Source organism: Pseudomonas capsici (assembly GCF_017165765.1).
GTDB classification, from domain to species: Bacteria; Pseudomonadota; Gammaproteobacteria; order Pseudomonadales; family Pseudomonadaceae; genus Aquipseudomonas; species Aquipseudomonas capsici.
On record NZ_JAFGZD010000009.1, the window covers coordinates 159,668 to 182,381 of the forward strand.

Below are 22,714 nucleotides of genomic sequence, written 5' to 3' on the forward strand. Positions count from 1 at the left end.
GACGTCGGCCACCTGCCCTGGAGCAACCTCGGGGCAAGTGGTCGTTCAGACCATACCCCCTGCATTGCCTGCGGTCTTTTTCCAGCCGGGACAAGCTGTTACTGTTAGCGACCCGAAAGCCCAAGCCGTCTGGATCGTGATACGTCCCTTCCTGCTGTTCATCTGTCTGGCCTTGAGCTTCTGTGCCAACGCAGCCATCAGCGAAAGCAATGGTTATGCGCAGTTTGGCGTTCTCAAGTACCCGGCCAGCTTCACTCATTTCGACTGGGTCAATCCCGAGGCGCCGAAGGGTGGCACCTTGCGAATGATGGCCTTCGGCACCTTCGACACCCTCAATCCTTACACTTTCAAGGGCACCAGCCCGGTTTCGACCGGTAACTTCCTGCAATACGGTGTCAACGAGCTGAACGAGCCCTTGATGGTCGGCACCGGCCAATACGACCCGTCCGGCGACGAGCCGACGTCGAGCTACGGGCTGATCGCCCAGTCGGTGGAGTTCAGCGAAGATCGTAGCTGGGTGGTGTTCAACCTTCGCCCTCAGGCACGTTTCCACGATGGCAAGCCGATTACCGCCTATGACGTGGCCTTCTCCTACCGCACATTGCTCAAGGACGGCCACCCGCAATACCGCACGGCCCTGCAGGAAGTGCAGCGGGTCGACATCCTCAACCGCCATCGCATCCGCTTTGTCTTCAAGCGTTCCGGCAACCCGCTGCTGATCCTGCGTCTGGGCGAGCTGGCGGTACTGCCGCAGCATTACTGGAAAGACCGCGACTTCAAGGCCACGACCTTCGAGCCGCCACTGGGCAGCGGACCTTACCGCATCACCCGTGTGCAGCCCGGACGCCAGCTGGTATTCGAACGGGTGAAGGACTACTGGGGCAAGGACTTGCCGGTCAATCGCGGCAAATACAATTTCGATCGTGTCGAGGTGGAGTTCTACCGCGACAGCGATGTGGCGTTTGAAGCCTTCAAAGCCGGTGAATTCGACATCTATATCGAACATCAGGCCAAGAATTGGGCCAATGGCTACAACTTCCCGGCGGTCGCCAATGGCCAGGTGATCAAGGCGCAGATCCCCCACCGGATCCCGACCCAGACCCAGGGGCTGTTCATGAACACCCGACGCAGCACCTTCGCCGACATCAGGGTTCGCGAGGCGCTGGGGCTGATGTTCAATTTCGAGTGGACCAACCGCGCCCTGTTCAGCGATGCCTACTCACGCTCCACCAGCTATTACCCCAACAGCGAGTTTTCCGCGACCGGCCTGCCCAGCGGTCGCGAACTGGCGCTGCTGGAGCCTTACCGGGACCAGTTGCCGGCCAGCCTGTTCAGCGAGCCTTTCAGTCTGTCGAAGACCGATGCCCGAGGCATCCCGCGGGAAACCATGCGCAAGGCACTGGGCCTGCTGGCCAAGGCTGGCTGGACGCTCTCCGAGCAAGGCCTGCTCAATGCCGACAAACAGCCGCTGCGTTTTGAAATCCTGCTGGTGAACCCCAATCTCGAACGCATTCTGCAACCTTATATAGAAGACCTGCGCCGCATCGGTATCGAAGCCGGCCTGCGAACCGTAGACCGCGCCCAGTACAAGCAGCGGCTGGATCAGTTCGACTTCGACATGATCCTCATGACCCTGCAACAGACACTCAGCCCGGGCCTTGAACAGTGGCAGTACTTCCACTCCAGCCAGGCCTCGGTCAATGGCAGCAAGAACTATGCAGGGGTCGCCAATCCCGTGGTCGACGGCCTGCTCAACAAGCTGCTGGCCGCACAGACTCATGACGAACAGGTCGCAACGGCACGCGCCCTCGATCGTGTGCTGCTCTCCCAGCATTACAGCATCCCGAACTGGTACCTGAACAATCATCGCCTGGCCTATCGCAATCGATTCGCCATGGTCACCACCCCGCCCTATACACTGGGGCTGCGTGCGTGGTGGCTCAAGACTCCGGAGAAGACCCGATGACCCTACTGCGCTCCCTGTTCCTGCAGACGCTCCTGGCCGGTATCGTCTGTACCGCACAGGCTGCTCCCCAGCACGCCGTGACGCTGTATGACGAAGCCCCGAAATACCCGGCCAACTTCAAGCACTTCGATTACGTGAACCCCGACGCGCCCAAGGGCGGGACCTTCCGCCAGGCAGGCTTCGGCAGTTTCGACAGCCTCAACCCCTTCATCAACAAAGGCGTTGCCGCCGACGATATCAGCCTGATCTACGACACCCTCACCAGCCGCAGCCTGGATGAGCCCTTCACCGAATACGGACTGATCGCCGGCAAGATCGAAAAATCCCCGGACAACGACTGGGTACGCTTCTACCTGCGTCCTGAAGCACGCTTCCACGACGGGCATCCTGTGCGCGCCGAAGATGTGGTGTTCAGCTTCGAGGCCCTGATGAAGCATGGCTCGCCCATGTATCGCGGCTACTACGCCGATGTCGATCAGGTGATTGCCGAAGATCCCCTGCGCGTGCTGTTCAAGTTCAAGCACAAGAACAACCGCGAAATGCCGCTGATCATCGGCCAGTTGCCGGTACTGCCCAAGCATTTCTGGGCAACCCGGGATTTCAGCAAAAGCAATCTGGAAGTCCCGCTGGGCAGCGGGCCTTACAAGGTGGCAGAGGTCAAGGCCGGACGCTCTGTACGTTATGAGCGGGTCAAGGATTACTGGGCCAAGGATCTGCCGATCAACAAGGGCTTCTATAACTTCGATGTCCTGACCACCGACTACTACCGTGACAACACCGTCGCGCTGGAAGCCGGCAAGGCCGGGCAGTTCGATTACTGGCTGGAAACAAGCGCCAAGAACTGGGCCACCGCTTACAACACGCCAGCCGTGCGCGATGGACGCCTGATCAAGGAAGAGCTGCCCAACGGCAATCCGACCGGCATGCAGGGGTTCGTTTTCAACCTGCGCAAGCCTGTATTCCAGGACATACGGGTTCGCGAGGCCCTGACGCTGCTGCTGGATTTCGAGTGGACCAACAAGCAACTGTTCAACGGTTCCTACAGCCGGACCAAAAGCTATTTCGACAATTCCGAGATGGCCTCCAAGGGCCTCCCGTCGCCCCAGGAACTGGCCATTCTGGAGCCATTGCGCGGCAAGATCCCCGACCGGGTCTTCAACGAGGAATACAAACTGCCGGTCAATGACGGCAGCGGCATGATTCGTCCGCAATTGCGCCGCGCCTTCCAGCTCTTGCAGGAAGCGGGCTGGAAGATCGTCAACGACAAGATGGTGGATACCCAGGACAATCCGGTCAAACTGGAGTTCCTGCTGGCCCAGACCGAGTTCGAGCGGGTCCTGCTGCCCTACAAGCGCAACCTGAACGATCTGGGCATCGAGCTGAACATTCGCCGGGTGGACGTCTCGGAATACATCAACCGCCTGCGCTCGCGCGATTACGAGATGATTGTCAGCAGCTACCCACAGTCCAGCTCGCCGGGCAACGAACAGCGGATCTACTTCCACTCCTCCAGCGCCGACAACCCTGGCAGCCGCAATTTCATGGGGCTGAAGGACCCGGCTGTCGATACGCTGGTGGAAGGCCTGATCAATGCCGACTCGCGTCAGAACCTGGTCGCTCACACCCAGGCCATGGATCGCGTGCTGCTCTGGGGCTTCTATGTGGTACCCAACTGGCACATCAAGACCTGGCGCGTAGCCTACTGGGACCATATCGCCCATCCAAAGGCCAAACCACTGTCGGACATCGGCGTGATGACCTGGTGGGTGAAACCGGACGCGAAACCGGCAGTCCCCGAGCAACCTGCCGGCAGGCAGGCCGAACCTGTGAGCACGGAGCAATAATATGCTGGCTTATATTCTCCGGCGCCTGCTGCTGATCATCCCGACCCTGTTCGGCATTCTGATCATCAACTTCATCATCATTCAGGCCGCTCCCGGCGGTCCTGTGGAGCAGATGATCGCCAAGATCGAAGGCTTCGACGGTGCCACCAGCCGCATCGCCGGTGGCGGTTCGGAAGTCTCGGTGGCCGGCTCCAACTATCGCGGTGCCCAGGGCCTGGACCCGGCGCTGATCAAGGAAATCGAGCGCATGTACGGCTTCGACAAGTCGGCACCGGAGCGCTTGTGGATCATGATCAAGAACTACGCGCAGCTGGATTTCGGTGACAGCTTCTTTCGCGATGCGAAGGTGATCGACCTGATCGTCGAGAAAATGCCGGTGTCCATATCCCTCGGGCTGTGGAGCACCCTGATCATGTATCTGGTGTCGATCCCGCTGGGCATCGCCAAGGCCACGCGCCATGGCAGCCATTTCGATGTCTGGACCAGTTCGGCCATCATCGTCGGCTATGCCATTCCCGCGTTCCTGTTCGCGATTCTGCTGATCGTGCTGTTTGCCGGCGGCAGTTATTTCAACTGGTTCCCGTTGCGCGGCCTGACGTCCAACGGCTTCGACGAGATGAGCACCCTCGGCAAGATCGGCGACTACTTCTGGCATCTGGTGCTGCCGGTGACCGCACTGGTGATCGGCAACTTCGCCACCATGACCCTGCTGACCAAGAACAGCTTCCTGGACGAAATCAGCAAGCAGTATGTCGTGACCGCCAAGGCCAAGGGCCTGAGCAATAACCGCGTGCTGTACGGCCATGTATTCCGCAACGCCATGCTGCTGGTGATCGCCGGTTTCCCTTCGGCCTTCATGGGGATCTTCTTCACCGGCTCGCTGCTGGTGGAAGTGATCTTCTCCCTGGATGGCCTGGGCCTGATGAGCTTCGAGGCGGCCATCAACCGCGACTACCCGGTGGTCTTCGGCACCCTGTTCATCTTTACCCTGCTGGGGCTGCTGGTGAAACTGGTCGGCGACCTCACTTACACCCTCGTGGATCCGCGCATCGACTTTGAAAGCAGGAAGCATTGATATGAAGCTGTCTCCTCTCAATCGCCGCCGCTTCGAGCGTTTCAAGGCCAACAAGCGCGGCTGGTGGTCGCTGTGGCTGTTCCTGATCCTGTTCGGCCTGAGCATGGGCGCCGAGCTGATCGCCAACGACAAGCCACTGGCCGTGCGCTATGACGGCGAATGGTACTTCCCTGTGTTCAAACGCTACCCGGAAACCACCTTTGGCGGTGAATTCCCTCTGGAAGCCAACTACAAGAGCCCGTACATCAAGGAATTGCTGGCCCAGAAGAACGGCTGGACCCTGTGGGCGCCCATCCCGTTCAGCTACCAGAGCATCAACTATGACCTGAAAGTCCCCGCCCCCGCGCCGCCCTCACGGGAGAACCTGCTGGGCACCGACGATCAGGGCCGGGATGTGCTGGCCCGGGTGATCTATGGCTTCCGCATCTCGGTGCTGTTTGCCCTGATCCTGACGGTGCTCAGTTCCATCATCGGGGTCATTGCCGGAGCCTTGCAGGGCTTCTATGGCGGCTGGGTGGATCTGATGGGCCAGCGTTTCCTGGAAGTCTGGTCCGGCCTGCCGGTGCTGTACCTGCTGATTATTCTGGCCAGCTTCGTGCAACCCAACTTCTGGTGGCTGCTGGGCATCATGCTGTTGTTTTCCTGGATGAGTCTGGTGGACGTGGTACGCGCCGAGTTCCTGCGCGGGCGCAATCTGGAATACGTGCGCGCCGCCAGAGCGCTGGGTATGGAGAACGGCGCAATCATGTTCCGCCACATCCTGCCCAATGCCATGGTGTCGACCATGACCTTCATGCCGTTCATTCTGACCGGCGCCATCGGCACCCTGACGGCGCTGGACTTCCTGGGCTTCGGCCTGCCTGCCGGCTCGCCCTCGCTGGGCGAACTGGTGGCGCAGGGCAAATCCAATCTGCAGGCTCCGTGGCTCGGGATCAGCGCCTTTGCCGTACTGGCCCTGATGCTGAGTCTGCTGGTGTTCATCGGCGAATCCGCCCGCGATGCTTTCGACCCAAGGAAATGAAATGAACAATGACAATCTGATCGAAATCCGCGATCTGGCGGTCGAGTTCGTGACAGGCGAGTCGCGCCAGCGCGTGGTCGAAAACATCAGCTTCGATATCCGTCGCGGTGAAACCCTGGCCCTGGTCGGCGAAAGCGGCTCCGGCAAGTCGGTCACCGCCCACTCGATCCTGCGCCTGCTGCCCTACCCTATCGCCACTCATCCTGCCGGCACCATCCGCTATGCCGGTGATGACCTGCTGAAGATGGACGAGAAAAAGCTGCGCTCCATTCGTGGCAATCGCATTGCCATGATTTTCCAGGAGCCCATGACCTCGCTCAATCCGCTGCATTCGGTGGAAAAGCAGATCAACGAAGTGCTCGGCCTGCACAAGGGCCTCACCGGCAAGGCCGCCACGGCCCGCACGCTGGAACTGCTGGAAATGGTCGGCATCCCGGAGCCGCACAAGCGACTCAAGGCCCTGCCCCACGAACTTTCAGGCGGCCAGCGCCAGCGGGTCATGATCGCCATGGCCCTGGCCAACGAACCCGAGCTGCTGATTGCCGACGAACCCACCACCGCGCTGGACGTCACGGTACAGCTGAAAATCCTTGAATTGCTCAAGCAATTACAGGCTCGTCTGGGCATGGCACTGCTGCTGATCAGCCATGATTTGAACGTTGTGAGGCAAATAGCCAATCGCGTATGTGTCATGCAGCGCGGTTGCATCGTCGAACAAGCATTGTGCGAAGAGCTGTTCCGTTCACCACAGCATCCGTACACCCAGGTGTTGCTCAGTGCAGAGCCCAGCGGCGGTCCTTCGACCAACCCCGCTGGCGCTCCACTGCTTGAAGTCGAGGACCTGAAAGTCTGGTTCCCGATCAGGAAAGGCCTGCTCAAGCGAACCGTCGATCACGTCAAGGCGGTGGATGGCATTCGCTTCAGCCTGCCTCAAGGGCAGACTCTGGGGATTGTCGGTGAAAGTGGATCGGGCAAATCGACGCTGGGCCTGGCAATACTCAGGCTCATCGGCAGCGAAGGTGCCATACGGTTCCAGGGCAAACCGCTCGATGGCCTGTCGCAGCAGCAGATTCGTCCGCTGCGCAGACAGATCCAGGTGGTGTTCCAGGACCCGTTCGGCAGTCTGAGCCCGCGCATGTCTGTGAGCGATATCGTGGGCGAAGGCCTGCGCATTCATGGCATGGGAACCGAAGCCGAGCAGGAAGCGGCTATTATCGAGGCTCTCAGGGAAGTAGGTCTGGACCCGGAAACCCGGCACCGCTACCCCCACGAGTTCTCGGGTGGGCAACGGCAGCGAATCGCCATAGCCCGTGCATTGGTGTTAAAACCGGCGCTGATTCTGCTGGACGAGCCGACCTCGGCCCTCGACCGGACAGTGCAGCGCCAGGTAGTCGAGCTGCTACGCTCGCTGCAAACCAAGTACAACCTGACGTATCTGTTCATCAGCCATGACCTGGCTGTCGTCAAAGCGCTTAGCCACCAGTTGATGGTGGTCAAGCAAGGCAAAGTGGTCGAACAGGGTGTGGCGCAGGAGATCTTCGCCGCACCGCAACATCCTTATACACAGCAGCTACTGGAAGCCGCCTTCATGGCGCCGGTAGCTGTCGATTAACCTGAAGAGGAACAACACATGGGTTTTCTCGCCGGTAAGCGCGTCCTGATCGTCGGTGTCGCCAGCAAACTGTCCATCGCATCCGGCATCGCTGCCGCCATGCATCGTGAAGGTGCCGAGCTTGCGTTCACCTACCAGAACGACAAACTCAAGGGCCGTGTCGAAGAGTTCGCAGCAGGCTGGGGCTCGAGCCCTGAGCTGTGCTTCCCTTGCGACGTAGCCAGCGACGAAGAGATCAACAAGGTCTTCGAAGAGCTGAGCAAGAAGTGGGACGGCCTGGACGTCATCGTTCACTCCGTAGGTTTCGCTCCGGGCGACCAGCTCGATGGCGACTTCACCGAAGCCACCACCCGTGACGGCTTCCGCATCGCTCACGACATCAGCGCCTACAGCTTCGTCGCCCTGGCCAAGGCCGGTCGCGAAATGATGAAAGGCCGCAATGGCAGCCTGCTGACCCTGTCGTACCTGGGCGCAGAGCGCACCATGCCCAACTACAACGTGATGGGCATGGCCAAGGCCAGCCTGGAAGCCGGTGTTCGTTACCTGGCAGGCAGCCTCGGCCCGGAAGGTACTCGCGTCAACGCCGTATCGGCTGGCCCGATCCGCACCCTGGCAGCCTCCGGCATCAAGAACTTCCGCAAGATGCTGGCAGCCAACGAAGCGCAGACTCCTCTGCGTCGCAACGTCACCATCGAAGAAGTCGGCAACGCCGGCGCCTTCCTGTGCTCGGACCTGGCGTCCGGCATCAGCGGTGAAATCATGTACGTCGACGGCGGTTTCAACACCACCGCGATGGGCGATATCGAAGAGTAATTGCTTCGAGCAGGACGGGCGCCATGGCGTCAGTCCTGAAAACAAAAAATCCGGACGCCCGCCAGGGATCCGGATTTTTTGCTGTTGCTCTTGTGATCATTTCGGCTTGGGAATGCCGAACTGCTCCAGTACCGGGTTGACCGTACGGCTGAATGCCTTGCGCTCCTTGCGCTCCTTCACCGCGTTGACGATTTCCGAGATGCCCAGGCCGATACTCATCGCGCCACTGACCACCCAGCCCACCGGCCCCGCCGCCGCACCGACCGCCGAAGCCGCAGCAGCGCCCGCCGCCTGACCGGCCACCGCACCCACCACGCGCCCGGCAACCGCACCGGCGATACGCCCGCCCAGCCCTATTCCGACCTTGCCAGCAGTCCTGCCGATATCCACATTGTCGCCAAAACCCAACACTCGCTGAGCCGTGTTGGCCGCCAGTTTCGCGTCGTCCTTCGCCTGGTTGGTATCCTTTCCGCTACCGCCCGGGATCAATGTGCCATTTATTCCAGTGGTACCCGGTGCTGCCTTGCGGGTGGTTTCATTCACGGCCTGCGCCAGAGCCGGGTCGCTGTTGATGATCAGCTCTGCCTGCCGGTCAGTGTTCCTGCCCAGAAAGGCCTGCACGGACGGATCGTTCTGCAACTGGGTGATCTTTTCGCTCAGCGCCGTCTCGGTAGCCGAGGTGTTGCGAATCGAACGCCCGGCGACCACCTGCTCGGAAATCTGCTGCAACTCGACCAGCACGGCCGCTTTCTGCTCGCCGCTGTAGGCCTGCGGGTTGGTAAAGACATCACCATTCAACTGGCTGATATCCACCTTGGAAACCGCACCGATTGTCGCGGCATCCGAAAGAACTCGTGAAAAGTCGTCCTCATTGGCAGGCGCCTTGTGCTTGATCCAGGTACTGATGTCCTTTTTGACCATCACGCCATCAGGAGCACGCATGGCCAGCTTTTTGCCGCGCATGTTGCCCTGGTCCATCATCTCGAACATGCCCGGTTGCGCCCAGGTCGCGGCAGAATCCTGCAGCACACTGGAAAGACCCGGATTCTTGTTGCTCACCGACTCCAGCCCGGCAATGGTGGTTCGCCCATTGACCTTGGTCTGCCCTTCCACACCCTGGGCATTGGACGGATCACCGGCTTCGGTTATGGGCTCATGAGCCAGCAGCACGGCAGCGGAACGAACCAGTTGTACCGATTGTGCATCGGCATCCGGGTTGTCCTTGCGAAAGTCATTCAGGCTGTCAGTCCCCTTGTCGACCTGCTTCTCCATGTTCTTGGCGAAAGTCTTGGCATCCTTGCGGGTGATCTTGCCGTCCGCCTTGCCGCCCTGCGCGGTGTCCATGGCGGTTTTCAGGGTCGGGTTCTCATCCAGAAAGGCCCATGCCTTGTCTGCATCCGGGTCATTGGCGGCAATCATTCGGGCGGCAGCAATCGGGCGATTCAGCTCCTTGGCCGCCTGCTCACGCCTGGAGGCAGGTATATCGCCCAGCAGACCGTCCCATTTGGACAGTTCTTCCGGCGAGCTGTATTTCGAGTCATCGAGGTACTGATGATTTTCCCGTACAGGCGGCTGGGCCTTACCCGACAGCTGACTGCTCAAGGCGCGCAGCAAGCGCTGGAGAATCGAATCTTCGGCAGCCTGAGGGGATGGCGATGCAGTTCTTGTCGTGCCGGCCTGACCGTATTCGACACTGCCAGGGCCACCGGCAGATGTGTGAAATTCGCCCGAGGTCAAGGTAAAGGGGACTTCGGTCAGGTTTTCCGGAACCGGAAAGCTCCCAAAACCACTGGGGCCACGACCGGTACTTGAAATGGGATCGCTCATGCGTTTTCTCTCCCTCGGGCACAAAACAAGGATCTACATGCTCGACTGAGTGGCAGGCGCGCAGAAACGGTTCCATCAATGCGAAAAAGAATGCGCTTGTCTGGGGGTAATGACCTTGAACACAGACCCAAGCCGCATTTGGTCGGTGATACAGAGGGGCGGCTACTACTTGTACAGTTATGCGTGTAAATTGCGACGCGATTTCTCCGATCAAGCCATGTGCGGCTCTGAGCGAGAGCGACTTTTCACTGCTGTGTCATCAACCTCATCAATCGCTCACGCTGGATGCTTCATAATGCCCGACTTGTCCCCCGACGAAATTGTTCGTGCTGCTCTGCAGATTTCACATACCCGATTACGCAGACAGCATGAGCTGGTCGTCGGGTTTGGCGTCAAGTCGCTGAAACTGACCGATCTCGATGAGCTCCTGACCCAGGCCTGCATGACCGCCGCCACGGGCATGAACACTCAGTTCGCAAAGGTGCTCCTGCCGGTTCCTGACGAACCGCTGTTTCTCCTTTCTCATGGCGTAGGCTGGAAGTCCTCCGATATCGGAACGGCCACGGTCGGGGCAGATGAGGCAAGTCCGGCGGGCTACGCCTTTACAACCAACCGGCCAGTGATATCGAATCATCTGGGCCAGGAAATGAGATTTCGCACCCCTGCCCTGCTCAGGGATTACGGGATCGAACGAGCAATCAACGTACCGGTGCGAGGAACGGCGGCGACTTACGGAATACTTGAGGTCGACAGCCGTGACGGCGACGACTTCATCGAGAGCGATATCGTATTTCTGGAAGGACTGGCCAACATCATCTCCATGGCGGTTGAGCGGCTCACAGTCAAGCTGGAGGCTGGGAGTACTCAGGCCTATTCGGAAAGCGTTCTCAATGCCAGTCCCGACTGCGTGAAGATTCTCTCCCGCGAGGGCCATGTCGAGTTTTTCAACGAGGCAGGGTTATGCCGGATGCAGCTCGACAGCCTGGACATGATCACGGGTCAGCTCTGGGCAGAGCTATGGCCTGAAAGCTCCAGACACCTGATCGAAGATGCCATTGGCAGGGTCGTGGCGGGTGAGTCGGTTCGATTCGAGTCGTTCTGCCCAACCGCCAAGGGTGAGCCAAGGTGGTGGGATGTGACTGCAGCGCCCATTTTCGACAGGCAAGGCCAGATCGACAAGATCATTGCTGTCTCTCGGGATATCACGGAACGCCACGATCAGGAAGTCAGGCTCGCCGCCCTGGTTGATGCGCAAAATACAAAGCTCACTGAAAGCGACCTGCACCTGGAGGAGATCCATCACCGGGTCAAAAACAGCCTGCAACTGGTCAATACCCTCTTGCTGCTGCAAGCCAATCTCGCTGTCGAGGACGCGGTCAGGATTCAACTGCAAACGGCGGCCAATCGGGTCCTGACCATTGCAAGCGTGCACGAACGACTCTACCAGGAGGCCGAGTCCGATAACGTGAGCGCTCCTCAGTATCTGAGCGCATTGCTTGCTGATATCGGTAACGTCTTCGAGGGGCGTGAAATCGAACTGGAGGCAGACGCTTTCCTGCTGCCCTCGGAAAGGATGGCCCCATTGGGACTGGTGGTTTCGGAACTGGTCACCAATGCGCTGAAATACGGTCGGGGCAAGATCACTGTCAAGGTGACGAGCGACGAACAGGACGCTGCGATTGTAGTGACCGATGAAGGGGACGGTTTCCCGGAGTCCTACCCGAAACCCAGCGGGACCGGCTTGGGAATGCGGCTGGTCAAGAGCTATTCGGGTTACGGTAACCAGGCGATCAGCGTCGATCCTTCAACCGAGTTCAGCAGCATACGCGTGCGCTTCAAGCTCTAGCTTCTGCAAGTTGCATAGACCTTCCGAACAGAAAATCGCGAACCACAGAAAGCAGAACGCCCGGTCTATGGGCCGGGCGTTCTGGTGACTCGGACAGCGCTTAGAAGCGCTCGATCTTCGCCTTGCTTTCCAGCTCGGAGCGGTAGGCAGCGAAATCCTGCTGACCGGCACGCGAAGCCAGGAAACGACGGTATTGCGTTTTTTCCGCATCGCTTGGCGCTGCTGCCTGATTCACGCCATTGAGGCGCACAATCACGAAACTGCCGTCTGCTGCGGTCAGGCTGGCAAACTCCGGCTTGTCCTTGCCAGTCGGCTTGGGCATGCGGAACACCGTTTGCAGCACTTGTGGATCGACGCTGTCCTGGCTGCGGCTGGCCGCTTCCAGTACTGTCCAGGCATGACCGTCCTGCTTGGCAGCCAAAGGAATCTTGCCATCGCGCAGACCCGCCAGGAGGGCTTCGCCCTTGGCCTTGGCTGCCGCACTGGCGTGCTCCTTGAGCAACTGGGCACGAATGGAGCCCGCGACGCTTTCAAGCGGCAACTGCTTGGGTTGCAGGTGCTCCCTGGAGCGCACTACCACGACAGTCTCCGGGTCCAGCTCCAGCGTGTTGCTGTTGGAACCTTCTTCGAGGACTTCCGGGCTGAATGCGGCCTGGATCACGGCACGATTGGCTGTCAGGCCTTCGCCGCCTTCACGACCGAACGGCGCGGTCGTCTGAACCTTGAGGCCCAGGTCCTGAGCCGGCTGAGTCAGATCGGAGGATTCGAAAGCCGAGTCTTCCAGTTGTTTGGTCACTTCGACAAACTTCTGCTCGACCTGCTGAGCCTTCAGATCATGGGTCAGCTTCTCTTTCAGGCTGGCAAAGCTCGGCACCGAAGGTGCTTCAACGCCCAGCAGCTTGATGAGGTGCCAGCCGAAGTCTGTACGCACCGGTTGCGAAACCTGATCCTTGTTCAAGGCATACAGCGCCTCTTCAAAGGCCGGATCGTAGACACCCTTGCCGGCATAGCCCAGATCGCCACCCTTGCTCGCCGAACCCGGGTCCTGCGAGAACTCCTTGGCCAGCGCGGCAAAACTCTCGCCCTTGGCCAGACGCTGCTGGATTTCTTCCAGTCTGGCCTTGGCCTGGGTGTCATTGAGCTTGTCGTTGACTTCGATCAGGATGTGCGCAGCACGGCGCTGCTCGGCCAGATTGGCGATTTCCTTCTGGTACGCAGCCTGAAGGTCTTCGTCCTTGACCTGCACCTTGTCGAAGAAGGACGACTTCTTCAACTCGATGTAATCGAGCACAACCTGCTCAGGGCTCATGAACTCCTTGGCGTGCTGGTCGTAGTGAGCCTTGACTTCGTCATCGGTCACTTTCGCGGCCGCCAGATCGACCGGCAGGGTCAGACTGGCAAAATCGCGGGTCTGTTTTTCCAGACGGGCAAAAGCCTCGACCTCTTTATCGGTCACGAAGGCACTGCCAGCGATACCGGCGCGAACCTGACCGATGAGCATTTCCTGGCCCAGCAACTGGCGGAACTGCATCCGGCTGTAGCCCAGCTGGCGGATGACCTGATCAAAACGGTCGGCGTTGAACTTGCCGTCCACCTGGAATTCAGGCGTCATCAGCAGTTGCTGATCCAGCGCGGCCTCGGAAAAGGCGAACTTGGCATCGGCTGCGCCTTGCAGCAGCAGCTTGCGATCGATCAGGCCCTTGAGCGCCGATTCACGCAGCAGCTTCTCGTCCAGCATCGCAGGATCGAAATCCTTGCCCAGCTGTTGAGTCAGCTGCTGAGCCAGTTGGCGACGTTGCATGTCGACGGCCTGGCTCAGTTCGTTCTGAGACACCTCTTCACCGTTGACCTCGGCAGCGTTCTGCCTGTTGCCACTGGCGGTGAACATGGCCTCGATGCCCGTCAGGGCCATCAACGCGATGATGATCCCGATAATTGTCTTGGCAATCCAGCCTTGTGAATTGTCCCTGATATTCTGCAGCATTGCGTCCCCCAAAACGGTTGAACCGGCTAACCAACCGCAGAGCGTGGGTAGAAAGCGGATAGAAGAAAGGCGCATCCGAGGATGCGCCTTCTCGTAACTGACGAAGCGGAAGGGCTCGAACCCGGCGTTGCAACCGGCTGCACCACCGCTCCGCTACCGGCCCGGATTGACTCCGAACCGGCGGGCAAAGGCTTGAAGAGGCTTAGTTGACCGCTTCTTTCAGGGCTTTACCGGCTTTGAAACCTGGTTTTTTAGCAGCAGCGATTTCCAGCGTCTTACCAGTCTGTGGGTTGCGACCGATACGAGCAGGACGATCTGTAACGGAGAAAGTACCAAAGCCAACCAGAACAACAGAGTCGCCAGCCTTCAGAGCGCCAGTGACGGATTCGATCACTGCATCCAGCGCACGGCCAGCAGCAGCTTTCGGGATATCAGCAGATGCAGCGATAGCATCAATCAGTTCCGACTTGTTCACTCTAAGTCCCCTTATCTCTATATTGAGTATGTTTCTAAGTTTTTGGTGGTAAGCAAAACGAGCACTGGTGGGCTTGCAGGTACTTGCTTTAAAGAGCCGCTTTATAACAAGGGCCTTAAAAAGCTGTCAAGGAAGCCCACACAGACTTAATGCGTGCTAATTCTTTCCTTAGAGTCAGACTCGCGTTTTTCATCCTTTGCAACAATATCGGGAGCCACATCCGGCAAGGGCTCCGGCGCGTATTGCAGCGCAATTTGCAGGACTTCGTCAATCCATTTAACGGGCTTGATCTGCAAATCCTGCTTGATATTGTCAGGAATTTCCTTCAAATCGCGCACATTCTCTTCCGGGATGATCACGGTTTTGATTCCACCGCGATGCGCCGCCAGAAGTTTTTCCTTAAGACCACCAATCGCCAGCACCTGCCCGCGAAGGGTAATTTCACCGGTCATGGCCACATCGGCACGTACCGGAATCTGCGTCAGGGCCGACACCAGGGCCGTGCACATGCCTATGCCAGCGCTAGGGCCATCCTTCGGAGTCGCCCCTTCCGGCATGTGAATGTGAGTGTCGTGCTTCTCATGGAAGTCCAGCGCAATGCCCAGGCTCCTGGCCCGGCTGCGCACGACGGTCTGCGCCGCGGTGATCGATTCGACCATGACATCGCCCAGCGAACCGGTCTTGATCAGTTGCCCCTTGCCCGGCACGACGGCCGCCTCGATGGTCAGCAACTCGCCACCGACCTGAGTCCAGGCAAGACCGGTGACCTGACCGATCTGATCCTGCTGCTCGGCCAGACCGTAGCGGAATTTGCGCACGCCCAGGAAGTGTTCGAGCATCTCGGCCGTGACACGAATTGCAAAACGTTTTTCCAGCGCATGCTCTTTGACCGCCTTGCGGCAGACCTTGGCAATCTGGCGCTCAAGCCCGCGCACGCCCGCTTCACGGGTGTAGTAGCGGATGATGTCGCGGATCGCATCGTCGTCGAACTCGATTTCGCCTTTTTTCAGCCCGTTGGCCTGAATCTGTTTTGGCGAGAGGTACTTGACGGCAATGTTGACCTTCTCGTCCTCGGTGTAGCCCGGCAGACGGATGACTTCCATCCGGTCCAGCAGCGCTGGCGGGATATTCATCGAGTTCGAGGTGCACAGGAACATCACATCCGAGAGGTCGTAATCAACTTCCAGGTAGTGGTCGTTGAAGTTGTGGTTCTGCTCGGGGTCCAGCACCTCAAGCAGTGCCGACGCCGGGTCGCCGCGCATGTCACTGCCCATCTTGTCGATTTCATCGAGCAGGAACAGCGGGTTGCGCACGCCAACCTTGGTCATTTTCTGGATCAGGCGACCTGGCATCGACCCGATGTAAGTGCGGCGATGACCACGAATCTCGGCCTCGTCACGCACGCCACCCAGGGCCATGCGCACGAACTTGCGGTTGGTCGCGCTGGCGATGGACTCGGCCAGGGAGGTTTTACCCACACCCGGCGGCCCGACGAGGCACAGCACAGGCCCGCGAATTTTCTTCACGCGCTTCTGCACGGCGAGGTATTCAAGGATGCGTTCCTTGACCTCTTCCAGACCGTAGTGGTCGGAGTCGAGAATGGCTTCAGCGCGCCCCAGATCGAGGCGAACCTTGCTCTGCGCCTTCCACGGCACCTGAACCAGCCAGTCGATGTAGGAGCGCACCACAGTGGCTTCAGCCGACATCGGGGACATTTGCTTGAGCTTGTTCAGCTCGGCAGTCGCCTTGGCCAGAGCATCTTTCGGCAAGCCAGCGGCTTCGATGCGCTTTTTCAGCTCTTCGATTTCGTTGTGGCCTTCATCGCCATCGCCCAGTTCTTTCTGAATGGCCTTCATCTGCTCATTCAGGTAGTACTCGCGCTGGCTGCGCTCCATCTGCTTCTTGACGCGACCACGAATGCGCTTTTCAACCTGCAACAGGTCGATTTCGGCATCCAGCAAGGCCAGTACATGCTCGACACGGGCCGGCAGGTCGATGATTTCGAGGATTTCCTGCTTCTGCTCGATTTTCAGCGCCATATGCGCCGCCATGGTGTCTACCAGGCGACCGGGCTCATCGATGCTGTTGAGCGATGACAGGACTTCGGCAGGGACTTTCTTGCCGAGCTGCACATACTGTTCGAACTGCGACAGCAGGCTGCGTACGAAAACTTCGGATTCACGATCCGGCGCTTCGGTCTCATCGATCAGCGCGACTTCTGCGCGGCAGTGACCTTCGACTTCGATGAAACGCTCTACAGAACCACGTTGCTCGCCTTCGACCAGTACCTTGACGGTACCGTCAGGCAATTTGAGCAACTGCAACACGGTTGCAATGGTGCCTACGCTATAAAGGGCCTTCTCGTCAGGATCGTCATCAGCCGGGTTTCTTTGCGCCAGCAAAAGGATCTGCTTGTCTCCGGTCATCGCTGCTTCTAGAGCTTCGATAGACTTCTCGCGCCCCACGAACAGCGGGATAACCATGTGCGGATAAACCACAACATCACGCAATGGCAAGAGAGGCAATTCGATTGTGGTCTTCATGATTTCGCCTCTACGGCGGCCAATTGGCCGTGGACAGGTGGAAGTAGCTTGAAGTCAAGATGGGGGTAGCGTCCAAAAAAAACAAGCTTTAGTAACCTGTTTTCAGAATACGCTCTCTTTTTGACGCATGAGCACGACAACCGGACGGGACGCCACATTCGATAAACACGAACAATGACAGCACAATCAGGCGGTTACAGAGGCTGTCAAAAGAGCCATATGACTTTCTGGACAGGATACTAGTGGCTTGCCGAGGGAAATCGTTCCCTGAAGATGCAGAAAGCACCGATCCTGAAATGCAAAAGGAGGCCCGCAGGCCCCCTTCTGTACGTCTCTTGCTGCGCTTTACGCGTCAGGAGCAACCTTGGCAGGCGGCTCGCTGTTTTCGTAGATCAGCAGCGGCTTGGACGAACCATCGATAACGCTCTCGTCGATCACCACCTTGCTCACGTCGGTCTGCGACGGGATTTCATACATGGTGTCGAGCAATACGCCTTCCAGGATGGAGCGCAGGCCACGGGCACCGGTCTTGCGCTCCAGCGCACGACGAGCAACCGATTTCAGCGCATCGGTACGGAACTCGAGGTCCACACCTTCCATCTCGAACAGCTTGGCATACTGCTTGGTAAGGGCGTTTTTCGGCTCGGTGAGGATCTGCATCAGCGCAGCCTCATCCAGCTCGTCCAGTGTCGCCAGCACTGGCAGACGGCCTACGAACTCGGGGATCAGACCGAACTTGACCAGATCGTCAGGCTCGACTTCACGCAGGGACTCGCCAACCTTCTTGCCTTCTTCCTTGCTGCGTACTTCGGCGTTGAAGCCGATGCCGCCACGGGTCGAACGGTTCTGGATGACTTTTTCCAGACCCGAGAAAGCACCACCGCAGATAAACAGGATGTTGCGGGTGTCCACCTGCAGGAATTCCTGCTGTGGGTGCTTGCGTCCGCCCTGAGGAGGAACGGAAGCCACAGTGCCCTCGATCAGCTTCAGCAGGGCCTGCTGCACGCCTTCACCGGAAACGTCCCGGGTAATCGAAGGGTTGTCGGATTTGCGGGAAATCTTGTCGATTTCGTCGATATAGACAATACCCATCTGGGCCTTTTCCACATCGTAATCGCATTTCTGCAACAGCTTCTGAATGATGTTTTCCACGTCCTCACCAACATAACCGGCTTCGGTCAGGGTCGTGGCATCGGCGATGGTGAACGGCACATTGAGCAGGCGCGCCAGTGTTTCGGCGAGCAGGGTCTTGCCGGAGCCTGTAGGGCCGATCAGCAGGATGTTGCTTTTGCCGAGTTCAACATCATCGTTTTTCTTGTCGCGCTGGTTCAGGCGCTTGTAGTGGTTGTACACCGCTACTGCGAGAACCTTTTTGGCACGCTCCTGACCAATTACATACTGATCAAGGATGCCGCTGATTTCTTTAGGCGAAGGCAATTTATGCGCGCTGCTTTCTGCCTGTGCTTCCTGCACCTCCTCGCGGATGATGTCATTGCACAGGTCGACGCACTCGTCGCAGATAAAGACCGAGGGGCCGGCAATCAATTTGCGCACTTCATGCTGGCTTTTGCCACAGAAGGAGCAATAGAGCAGTTTGCCGTTGTCCTCGCCGTTGCGGGTGTCAGTCATTCGATCGATCCAATCCGGTAGGCTTGCAACACAAGATGAAGGCTATTGCGGGCTTTTTCAAGTCCGCAGGTGGTCGGTTGGCCCAACCACCCACATTTTGAGTCACTTAGGCAGGCATTTGACGTTTGTTGATCACTGAGTCGATCAGGCCGTATTCCGCCGCGCGATCAGCGCTCATGAAGTTGTCGCGCTCGGTGTCGCGCTCAATGGTTTCAAGGCTTTGGCCGGTGTGGTGGGCCAGCAGCGAGTTCAGGCGATGACGAATGTGCAGGATTTCCTTGGCATGGATGTCGATATCCGACGCCTGCCCCTGGAAACCGCCCAACGGCTGGTGAATCATCATCCGCGAGTTGGGCAGGCAATGACGCTTGCCCTCGGCACCGCCAGCCAGCAGGAAAGCACCCATGCTGCAGGCCTGACCGATACAGATGGTCGATACGTCCGGCTTGATGAACTGCATGGTGTCGTAGATCGACATGCCCGCAGTCACCGAACCGCCCGGCGAGTTGATGTAGAGATGGATATCCTTGTCCGGGTTTTCCGCTTCAAGGAACAGCAGTTGCGCCGCAATAAGGTTGGCCATGTAGTCCTCTACCGGACCAACCATAAAGATTACACGCTCCTTGAGAAGGCGCGAGTAGATGTCATAGGCGCGTTCGCCACGGGCGGACTGCTCGATAACCATCGGGACCAGGCCGCCAGCGGCCTGGATGTCAGAGTTCTGCTGAATATAAGAATTGCGGGACATGTCCTGCATTCACTCCCAAATAGTCGAGTCTTGAATACGCACAAGCCAGCGCGAAGGCTGGCTTGTGGGTGTTTTCGAACGAAAGGAGAAATCAGTCGGCTTTTGGAGCTTCTACCGGCTTGACCGCTTCTTCGTAGGAGACCGATTTGTCGGTCACGCTAGCTTTCTGCAAAACAGTATCTACAACTTGCTCTTCAAGCACAACAGAACGTACTTCGTTCATTTGCTGCTCGTTCTTGTAGTACCAGGCGACAACCTGCTCTGGCTCCTGGTAGGCAGAAGCCATTTCCTGGATCAGATCACGAACGCGAGCGTCGTCTGGCTTGAGTTCGAACTGCTTGACCACTTCAGCAACGATCAGGCCCAGCTCGACGCGACGCTTGGCTTGCTCTTCGAACAGCTCTGCCGGCAACTGGTCAGGCTTGATGTTGCCGCCGAACTGTTGAACAGCCTGGACGCGCAGACGGTTGACTTCGTTTTCCAGCAGGGCTTTTGGAACTTCGATCGGGTTGGCAGCCAGCAGACCGTCCATGACCTGGTTCTTGACCTTGGACTTGATGGCCTGACGCAGTTCACGCTCCATGTTCTTGCGAACTTCGGCGCGGAAACCGTCGATACCGGTTTCCTTGATGCCGAACTGCTTGAAGAACTCTTCGTTCAGCTCAGGCAGTTTTGGCTCGGAAACGCTGTTGACGGTCACGGTGAACTCGGCAGCTTTGCCAGCCAGTTCCAGGTTCTGGTAGTCCTCGGGGAAGGTGACGTTCAGAACGCGCTCTTCACCGGCCTTGGCACCCACCAGACCATCTTCGAAACCAGGGATCATGCGGCCGGAACCCAGAACCAGCTGGGTGCCAGTGGCAGAACCGCCAGCGAAGGCTTCGCCGTCGACCTTGCCAACGAAATCGATGTTCAGCTGGTCTTCGTTCTGCGCAGCACGCTCGGTCAGTTCAAAACGAACGTTCTGCTTGCGCAGGATTTCCAGCATGTTGTCCAGGTCGCTGTCAGCCACGTCAGCGGACAGACGCTCGACGGAGATGGACTCGAAACCTGCGACGGTGAACTCAGGGAACACTTCGAAAGTAGCGATGTATTCCAGGTCCTTGCCTTTCTCGAAGGACTTTGGCTCTACAGCAGGTGCACCAGCCGGGTTCAGCTTCTGCTCGACTACGGCTTCGTAGAAGGTAGCCTGAATCAGATCGCCCAGCGCTTCCTGACGTGCGCCATCCTCATAACGCTGACGGATCACGCTCATAGGCACTTTGCCAGGGCGGAAGCCCGGGATCTTGGCTTTACGTGCGGTCTGCTGCAGACGCTTGTTGACTTCAGTCTCGATGCGTTCGGCAGGCACGCCAATGGTCATGCGGCGCTCAAGAGCGGAAGTATTTTCAACAGAAACTTGCATGGATATTCCTCGTTGCACAGACGTTAGCCGGCCATTTCCGACCCCAGAATCAAGGGCATGCATTCTAGTGGGTCAAACTCAAGAAGTCACCCTACTGAAAAAGGGCAGATTTAAGAGGATGGAATCGGACTGCTGGCGAGCAAAGACAACAAGGTCTTCAGAGCACCGGCAACGCGTCTGGCACGGGCTATATAAAGGAAGCACGTGCACCGGACCGCTACCGATTCCATCCACGTAGCGCGCCCCGCTCGACCGGCGGCAACCTGCCAACCGACCAGCGAGACGATAAAACCAACACGCTGAAACAAAAAAAGCCGCACTAGGCGGCTTCTTTCATAGTGAACGTTCCACGAACCCCACTATTTATATCTTGGTGCGGACGGAGAGACTCGAACTCTCACACCTTGCGGCGCTGGAACCTAAATCCAGTGTGTCTACCAATTCCACCACATCCGCATTACAAGCTTTTAAAGCAAAGGCGCCAGTTTATATGTAATAAATCTGGCGCCTCTCCGAATATGGGGTGGACGATGGGGATCGAACCCACGACAACAGGAGTCACAATCCTGTGCTCTACCAACTGAGCTACGCCCACCATATTGCATGCAACTCTTACAACTTACCTACCGTGCCAAAGCCGCCATTAAATGGCGCACCCGGCAGGACTCGAACCTGCGACCATCCGCTTAGAAGGCGGATGCTCTATCCAGCTGAGCTACGGGCACTTATATAATTTGCATTCTTGAATCGATTACAAATCAGAAGGCTTTCAATCACGTCGAGTTGAATTTCAACCCCACCTGACTTACATCAACCGGCGCCTGCTTGTTAAGCGGTGCTGGGTGCTGCCCGGCAAGTGCGACGAATCTTATAGACGCCCCCCGGGGTCGTCAACTCTTTTTTGAAAAAAATTCAGTCAGATAAAGGAGTTAGCTGAATATACAGACCAAGCGCCTTTGCCCTTGCGCCATGTCATGCGAGAATGCGCGCTCATTTTTTCCCTCTCGATGGTTAATCACGCGTCATGACTGCACAACTTATCGACGGCAAAGCGATCGCCGCCAGCCTGCGCCAGCAGATCGCCAAACGTGTCGCCGAACGTCGCGAGCAAGGCCTGCGCACGCCAGGCCTCGCGGTGATTCTGGTGGGCAGCGACCCCGCCTCCCAGGTTTATGTCTCTCACAAGCGCAAGGACTGCGAGGAAGTCGGCTTCATTTCCCGAGCCTATGACTTGCCCGCCGAGACCACACAGGTTGCGCTGACCGAGCTGATCGACCGTCTCAATGAAGACGCCGATGTCGATGGCATCCTGCTGCAACTGCCATTGCCTGCACATCTGGACGCCTCCCTGCTGCTGGAGAGAATTCGCCCGGACAAGGACGTCGACGGTTTCCATCCTTATAACGTCGGCCGTCTGGCCCAGCGTATTCCGCTGCTGCGTCCGTGCACCCCGAAAGGGATCATGACCCTGCTGGAAAGCACCGGTGTCGATCTGTACGGGCTGGACGCAGTGGTTGTCGGCGCTTCCAATATCGTCGGCCGCCCGATGGCGATGGAACTGCTGCTCGGCGGCTGCACCGTCACCGTGACCCACCGCTTCACCAAGGACCTGGCAGGCCATGTCGGCCGCGCCGATCTGGTAGTGGTCGCTGCCGGCAAACCCGGCCTGGTCAAGGGCGAGTGGATCAAGCCCGGCGCCATCGTCATCGACGTGGGCATCAACCGCCAGGAAGACGGCAAGCTGGTCGGTGACGTGGTGTACGAAACCGCCCTGCCCCGCGCCGGCTGGATCACTCCGGTACCGGGTGGCGTTGGCCCGATGACTCGTGCCTGCCTGCTGGAAAACACCCTGTACGCCGCAGAAACCCTGCACGGCTGAGTGTTCCCCCCAATGAAAAACGGCACCTCATGAGGTGCCGTTTTTCATTT

General features: G+C 58.3%; 15 protein-coding genes and 3 tRNA genes. 8 read left to right on the top strand and 10 right to left on the bottom strand.

Translation table 11 applies throughout. The features are described from left to right. Positions 1 to 136: 136 nt before the first annotated feature. Genes JSY17_RS14780 through fabI form a run of 6 tightly spaced genes read left to right on the top strand, consistent with a single transcriptional unit; the run spans position 137 to position 8,331 of the window. Entirely contained in the window at positions 137 to 1,966 is a 1,830-nt protein-coding gene (locus tag JSY17_RS14780) for an extracellular solute-binding protein (RefSeq protein ID WP_117183032.1), read from the top strand. Then, positions 1,963 to 3,810: an extracellular solute-binding protein gene (locus JSY17_RS14785; RefSeq protein ID WP_206402208.1), complete on the top strand. Its 1,848-nt coding sequence runs from the start codon at positions 1,963 to 1,965 to the stop codon at positions 3,808 to 3,810. Before JSY17_RS14780 ends, JSY17_RS14785 begins: the two co-directional genes overlap by 4 nt. A gap of 1 nt (position 3,811) precedes the next feature. After that, the gene (locus JSY17_RS14790) at positions 3,812 to 4,885 is read left to right on the top strand and encodes a microcin C ABC transporter permease YejB (protein ID WP_117165314.1); all 1,074 of its coding nucleotides are present in this window, start codon (positions 3,812 to 3,814) and stop codon (positions 4,883 to 4,885) included. Between the two features lies 1 nt (position 4,886). Next, positions 4,887 to 5,906, top strand: a complete 1,020-nt coding sequence (locus tag JSY17_RS14795) for an ABC transporter permease (RefSeq protein ID WP_117165313.1) — start codon at positions 4,887 to 4,889, stop codon at positions 5,904 to 5,906. A 1-nt stretch (position 5,907) separates the two neighbouring features. After that, positions 5,908 to 7,518, top strand: a complete 1,611-nt coding sequence (locus JSY17_RS14800) for an ABC transporter ATP-binding protein (protein ID WP_117183031.1) — start codon at positions 5,908 to 5,910, stop codon at positions 7,516 to 7,518. A gap of 18 nt (positions 7,519 to 7,536) precedes the next feature. Next, the gene (gene fabI, locus JSY17_RS14805) at positions 7,537 to 8,331 is read left to right on the top strand and encodes an enoyl-ACP reductase FabI (RefSeq protein WP_117165311.1); all 795 of its coding nucleotides are present in this window, start codon (positions 7,537 to 7,539) and stop codon (positions 8,329 to 8,331) included. Between the two features lie 96 nt (positions 8,332 to 8,427). Here fabI and JSY17_RS14810 read toward each other — a convergent pair whose 3' ends face one another. Further along, a complete protein-coding gene (locus JSY17_RS14810) occupies positions 8,428 to 10,158 on the bottom strand; it encodes a type III effector HrpK domain-containing protein (protein ID WP_201013197.1) in 1,731 nt (576 codons plus the stop codon). Between the two features lie 295 nt (positions 10,159 to 10,453). Between JSY17_RS14810 and JSY17_RS14815 the strand changes: the two genes are divergently transcribed. Then, positions 10,454 to 12,004 carry a sensor histidine kinase gene (locus JSY17_RS14815; protein ID WP_206402209.1) on the top strand — a complete coding sequence of 517 codons (1,551 nt, stop codon included), beginning with the start codon at positions 10,454 to 10,456 and terminating at the stop codon, positions 12,002 to 12,004. Between the two features lie 100 nt (positions 12,005 to 12,104). Here JSY17_RS14815 and JSY17_RS14820 read toward each other — a convergent pair whose 3' ends face one another. The 9 genes from JSY17_RS14820 to JSY17_RS14860 all read right to left on the bottom strand — a co-directional run bounded on the left by JSY17_RS14820 (position 12,105) and on the right by JSY17_RS14860 (position 21,510). Next, positions 12,105 to 13,988: a SurA N-terminal domain-containing protein gene (locus JSY17_RS14820; protein WP_200979268.1), complete on the bottom strand. Its 1,884-nt coding sequence runs from the start codon at positions 13,986 to 13,988 to the stop codon at positions 12,105 to 12,107. Positions 13,989 to 14,190: 202 nt separating this feature from the next. Beyond that, positions 14,191 to 14,463 carry an HU family DNA-binding protein gene (locus tag JSY17_RS14825; protein ID WP_002552737.1) on the bottom strand — a complete coding sequence of 91 codons (273 nt, stop codon included), beginning with the start codon at positions 14,461 to 14,463 and terminating at the stop codon, positions 14,191 to 14,193. 146 nt (positions 14,464 to 14,609) lie between these two features. After that, a complete protein-coding gene (gene lon, locus JSY17_RS14830) occupies positions 14,610 to 17,006 on the bottom strand; it encodes an endopeptidase La (protein ID WP_117165307.1) in 2,397 nt (798 codons plus the stop codon). Between the two features lie 345 nt (positions 17,007 to 17,351). Beyond that, the gene (clpX, locus tag JSY17_RS14835; protein WP_025259224.1) at positions 17,352 to 18,635 is read right to left on the bottom strand and encodes an ATP-dependent Clp protease ATP-binding subunit ClpX; all 1,284 of its coding nucleotides are present in this window, start codon (positions 18,633 to 18,635) and stop codon (positions 17,352 to 17,354) included. 106 nt (positions 18,636 to 18,741) lie between these two features. Continuing rightward, on the bottom strand, positions 18,742 to 19,383 hold the full coding sequence (gene clpP / locus JSY17_RS14840) for an ATP-dependent Clp endopeptidase proteolytic subunit ClpP (protein WP_025259223.1): 642 nt from the start codon (positions 19,381 to 19,383) through the stop codon (positions 18,742 to 18,744). 91 nt (positions 19,384 to 19,474) lie between these two features. After that, a complete protein-coding gene (gene tig / locus JSY17_RS14845; RefSeq protein ID WP_117165305.1) occupies positions 19,475 to 20,785 on the bottom strand; it encodes a trigger factor in 1,311 nt (436 codons plus the stop codon). Between the two features lie 371 nt (positions 20,786 to 21,156). Next, positions 21,157 to 21,241 (bottom strand) — tRNA-Leu (locus tag JSY17_RS14850). 63 nt (positions 21,242 to 21,304) lie between these two features. After that, positions 21,305 to 21,380 (bottom strand) — tRNA-His (locus JSY17_RS14855). A 53-nt stretch (positions 21,381 to 21,433) separates the two neighbouring features. Next, positions 21,434 to 21,510 (bottom strand) — tRNA-Arg (locus JSY17_RS14860). Positions 21,511 to 21,809: 299 nt separating this feature from the next. Here JSY17_RS14860 and folD point away from each other — a divergent pair. Beyond that, positions 21,810 to 22,664 carry a bifunctional methylenetetrahydrofolate dehydrogenase/methenyltetrahydrofolate cyclohydrolase FolD gene (gene folD, locus JSY17_RS14865; protein WP_117165304.1) on the top strand — a complete coding sequence of 285 codons (855 nt, stop codon included), beginning with the start codon at positions 21,810 to 21,812 and terminating at the stop codon, positions 22,662 to 22,664. The last annotated feature ends 50 nt before the right edge of the window (positions 22,665 to 22,714 follow it).

Coding starts and splice junctions, on each gene's coding strand:
- tig (WP_117165305.1), bottom strand. CDS start 20,785: ATGCAAGTTTCTGTTGAAAATACTTCCGCTCTTGAGCGCCGCATGACC.
- JSY17_RS14815 (WP_206402209.1), top strand. CDS start 10,454: ATGCCCGACTTGTCCCCCGACGAAATTGTTCGTGCTGCTCTGCAGATT.
- JSY17_RS14810 (WP_201013197.1), bottom strand. CDS start 10,158: ATGAGCGATCCCATTTCAAGTACCGGTCGTGGCCCCAGTGGTTTTGGG.
- fabI (WP_117165311.1), top strand. CDS start 7,537: ATGGGTTTTCTCGCCGGTAAGCGCGTCCTGATCGTCGGTGTCGCCAGC.
- folD (WP_117165304.1), top strand. CDS start 21,810: ATGACTGCACAACTTATCGACGGCAAAGCGATCGCCGCCAGCCTGCGC.
- JSY17_RS14800 (WP_117183031.1), top strand. CDS start 5,908: ATGAACAATGACAATCTGATCGAAATCCGCGATCTGGCGGTCGAGTTC.
- JSY17_RS14820 (WP_200979268.1), bottom strand. CDS start 13,988: ATGCTGCAGAATATCAGGGACAATTCACAAGGCTGGATTGCCAAGACA.
- clpP (WP_025259223.1), bottom strand. CDS start 19,383: ATGTCCCGCAATTCTTATATTCAGCAGAACTCTGACATCCAGGCCGCT.
- clpX (WP_025259224.1), bottom strand. CDS start 18,635: ATGACTGACACCCGCAACGGCGAGGACAACGGCAAACTGCTCTATTGC.
- JSY17_RS14790 (WP_117165314.1), top strand. CDS start 3,812: ATGCTGGCTTATATTCTCCGGCGCCTGCTGCTGATCATCCCGACCCTG.
- JSY17_RS14785 (WP_206402208.1), top strand. CDS start 1,963: ATGACCCTACTGCGCTCCCTGTTCCTGCAGACGCTCCTGGCCGGTATC.
- JSY17_RS14795 (WP_117165313.1), top strand. CDS start 4,887: ATGAAGCTGTCTCCTCTCAATCGCCGCCGCTTCGAGCGTTTCAAGGCC.
- lon (WP_117165307.1), bottom strand. CDS start 17,006: ATGAAGACCACAATCGAATTGCCTCTCTTGCCATTGCGTGATGTTGTG.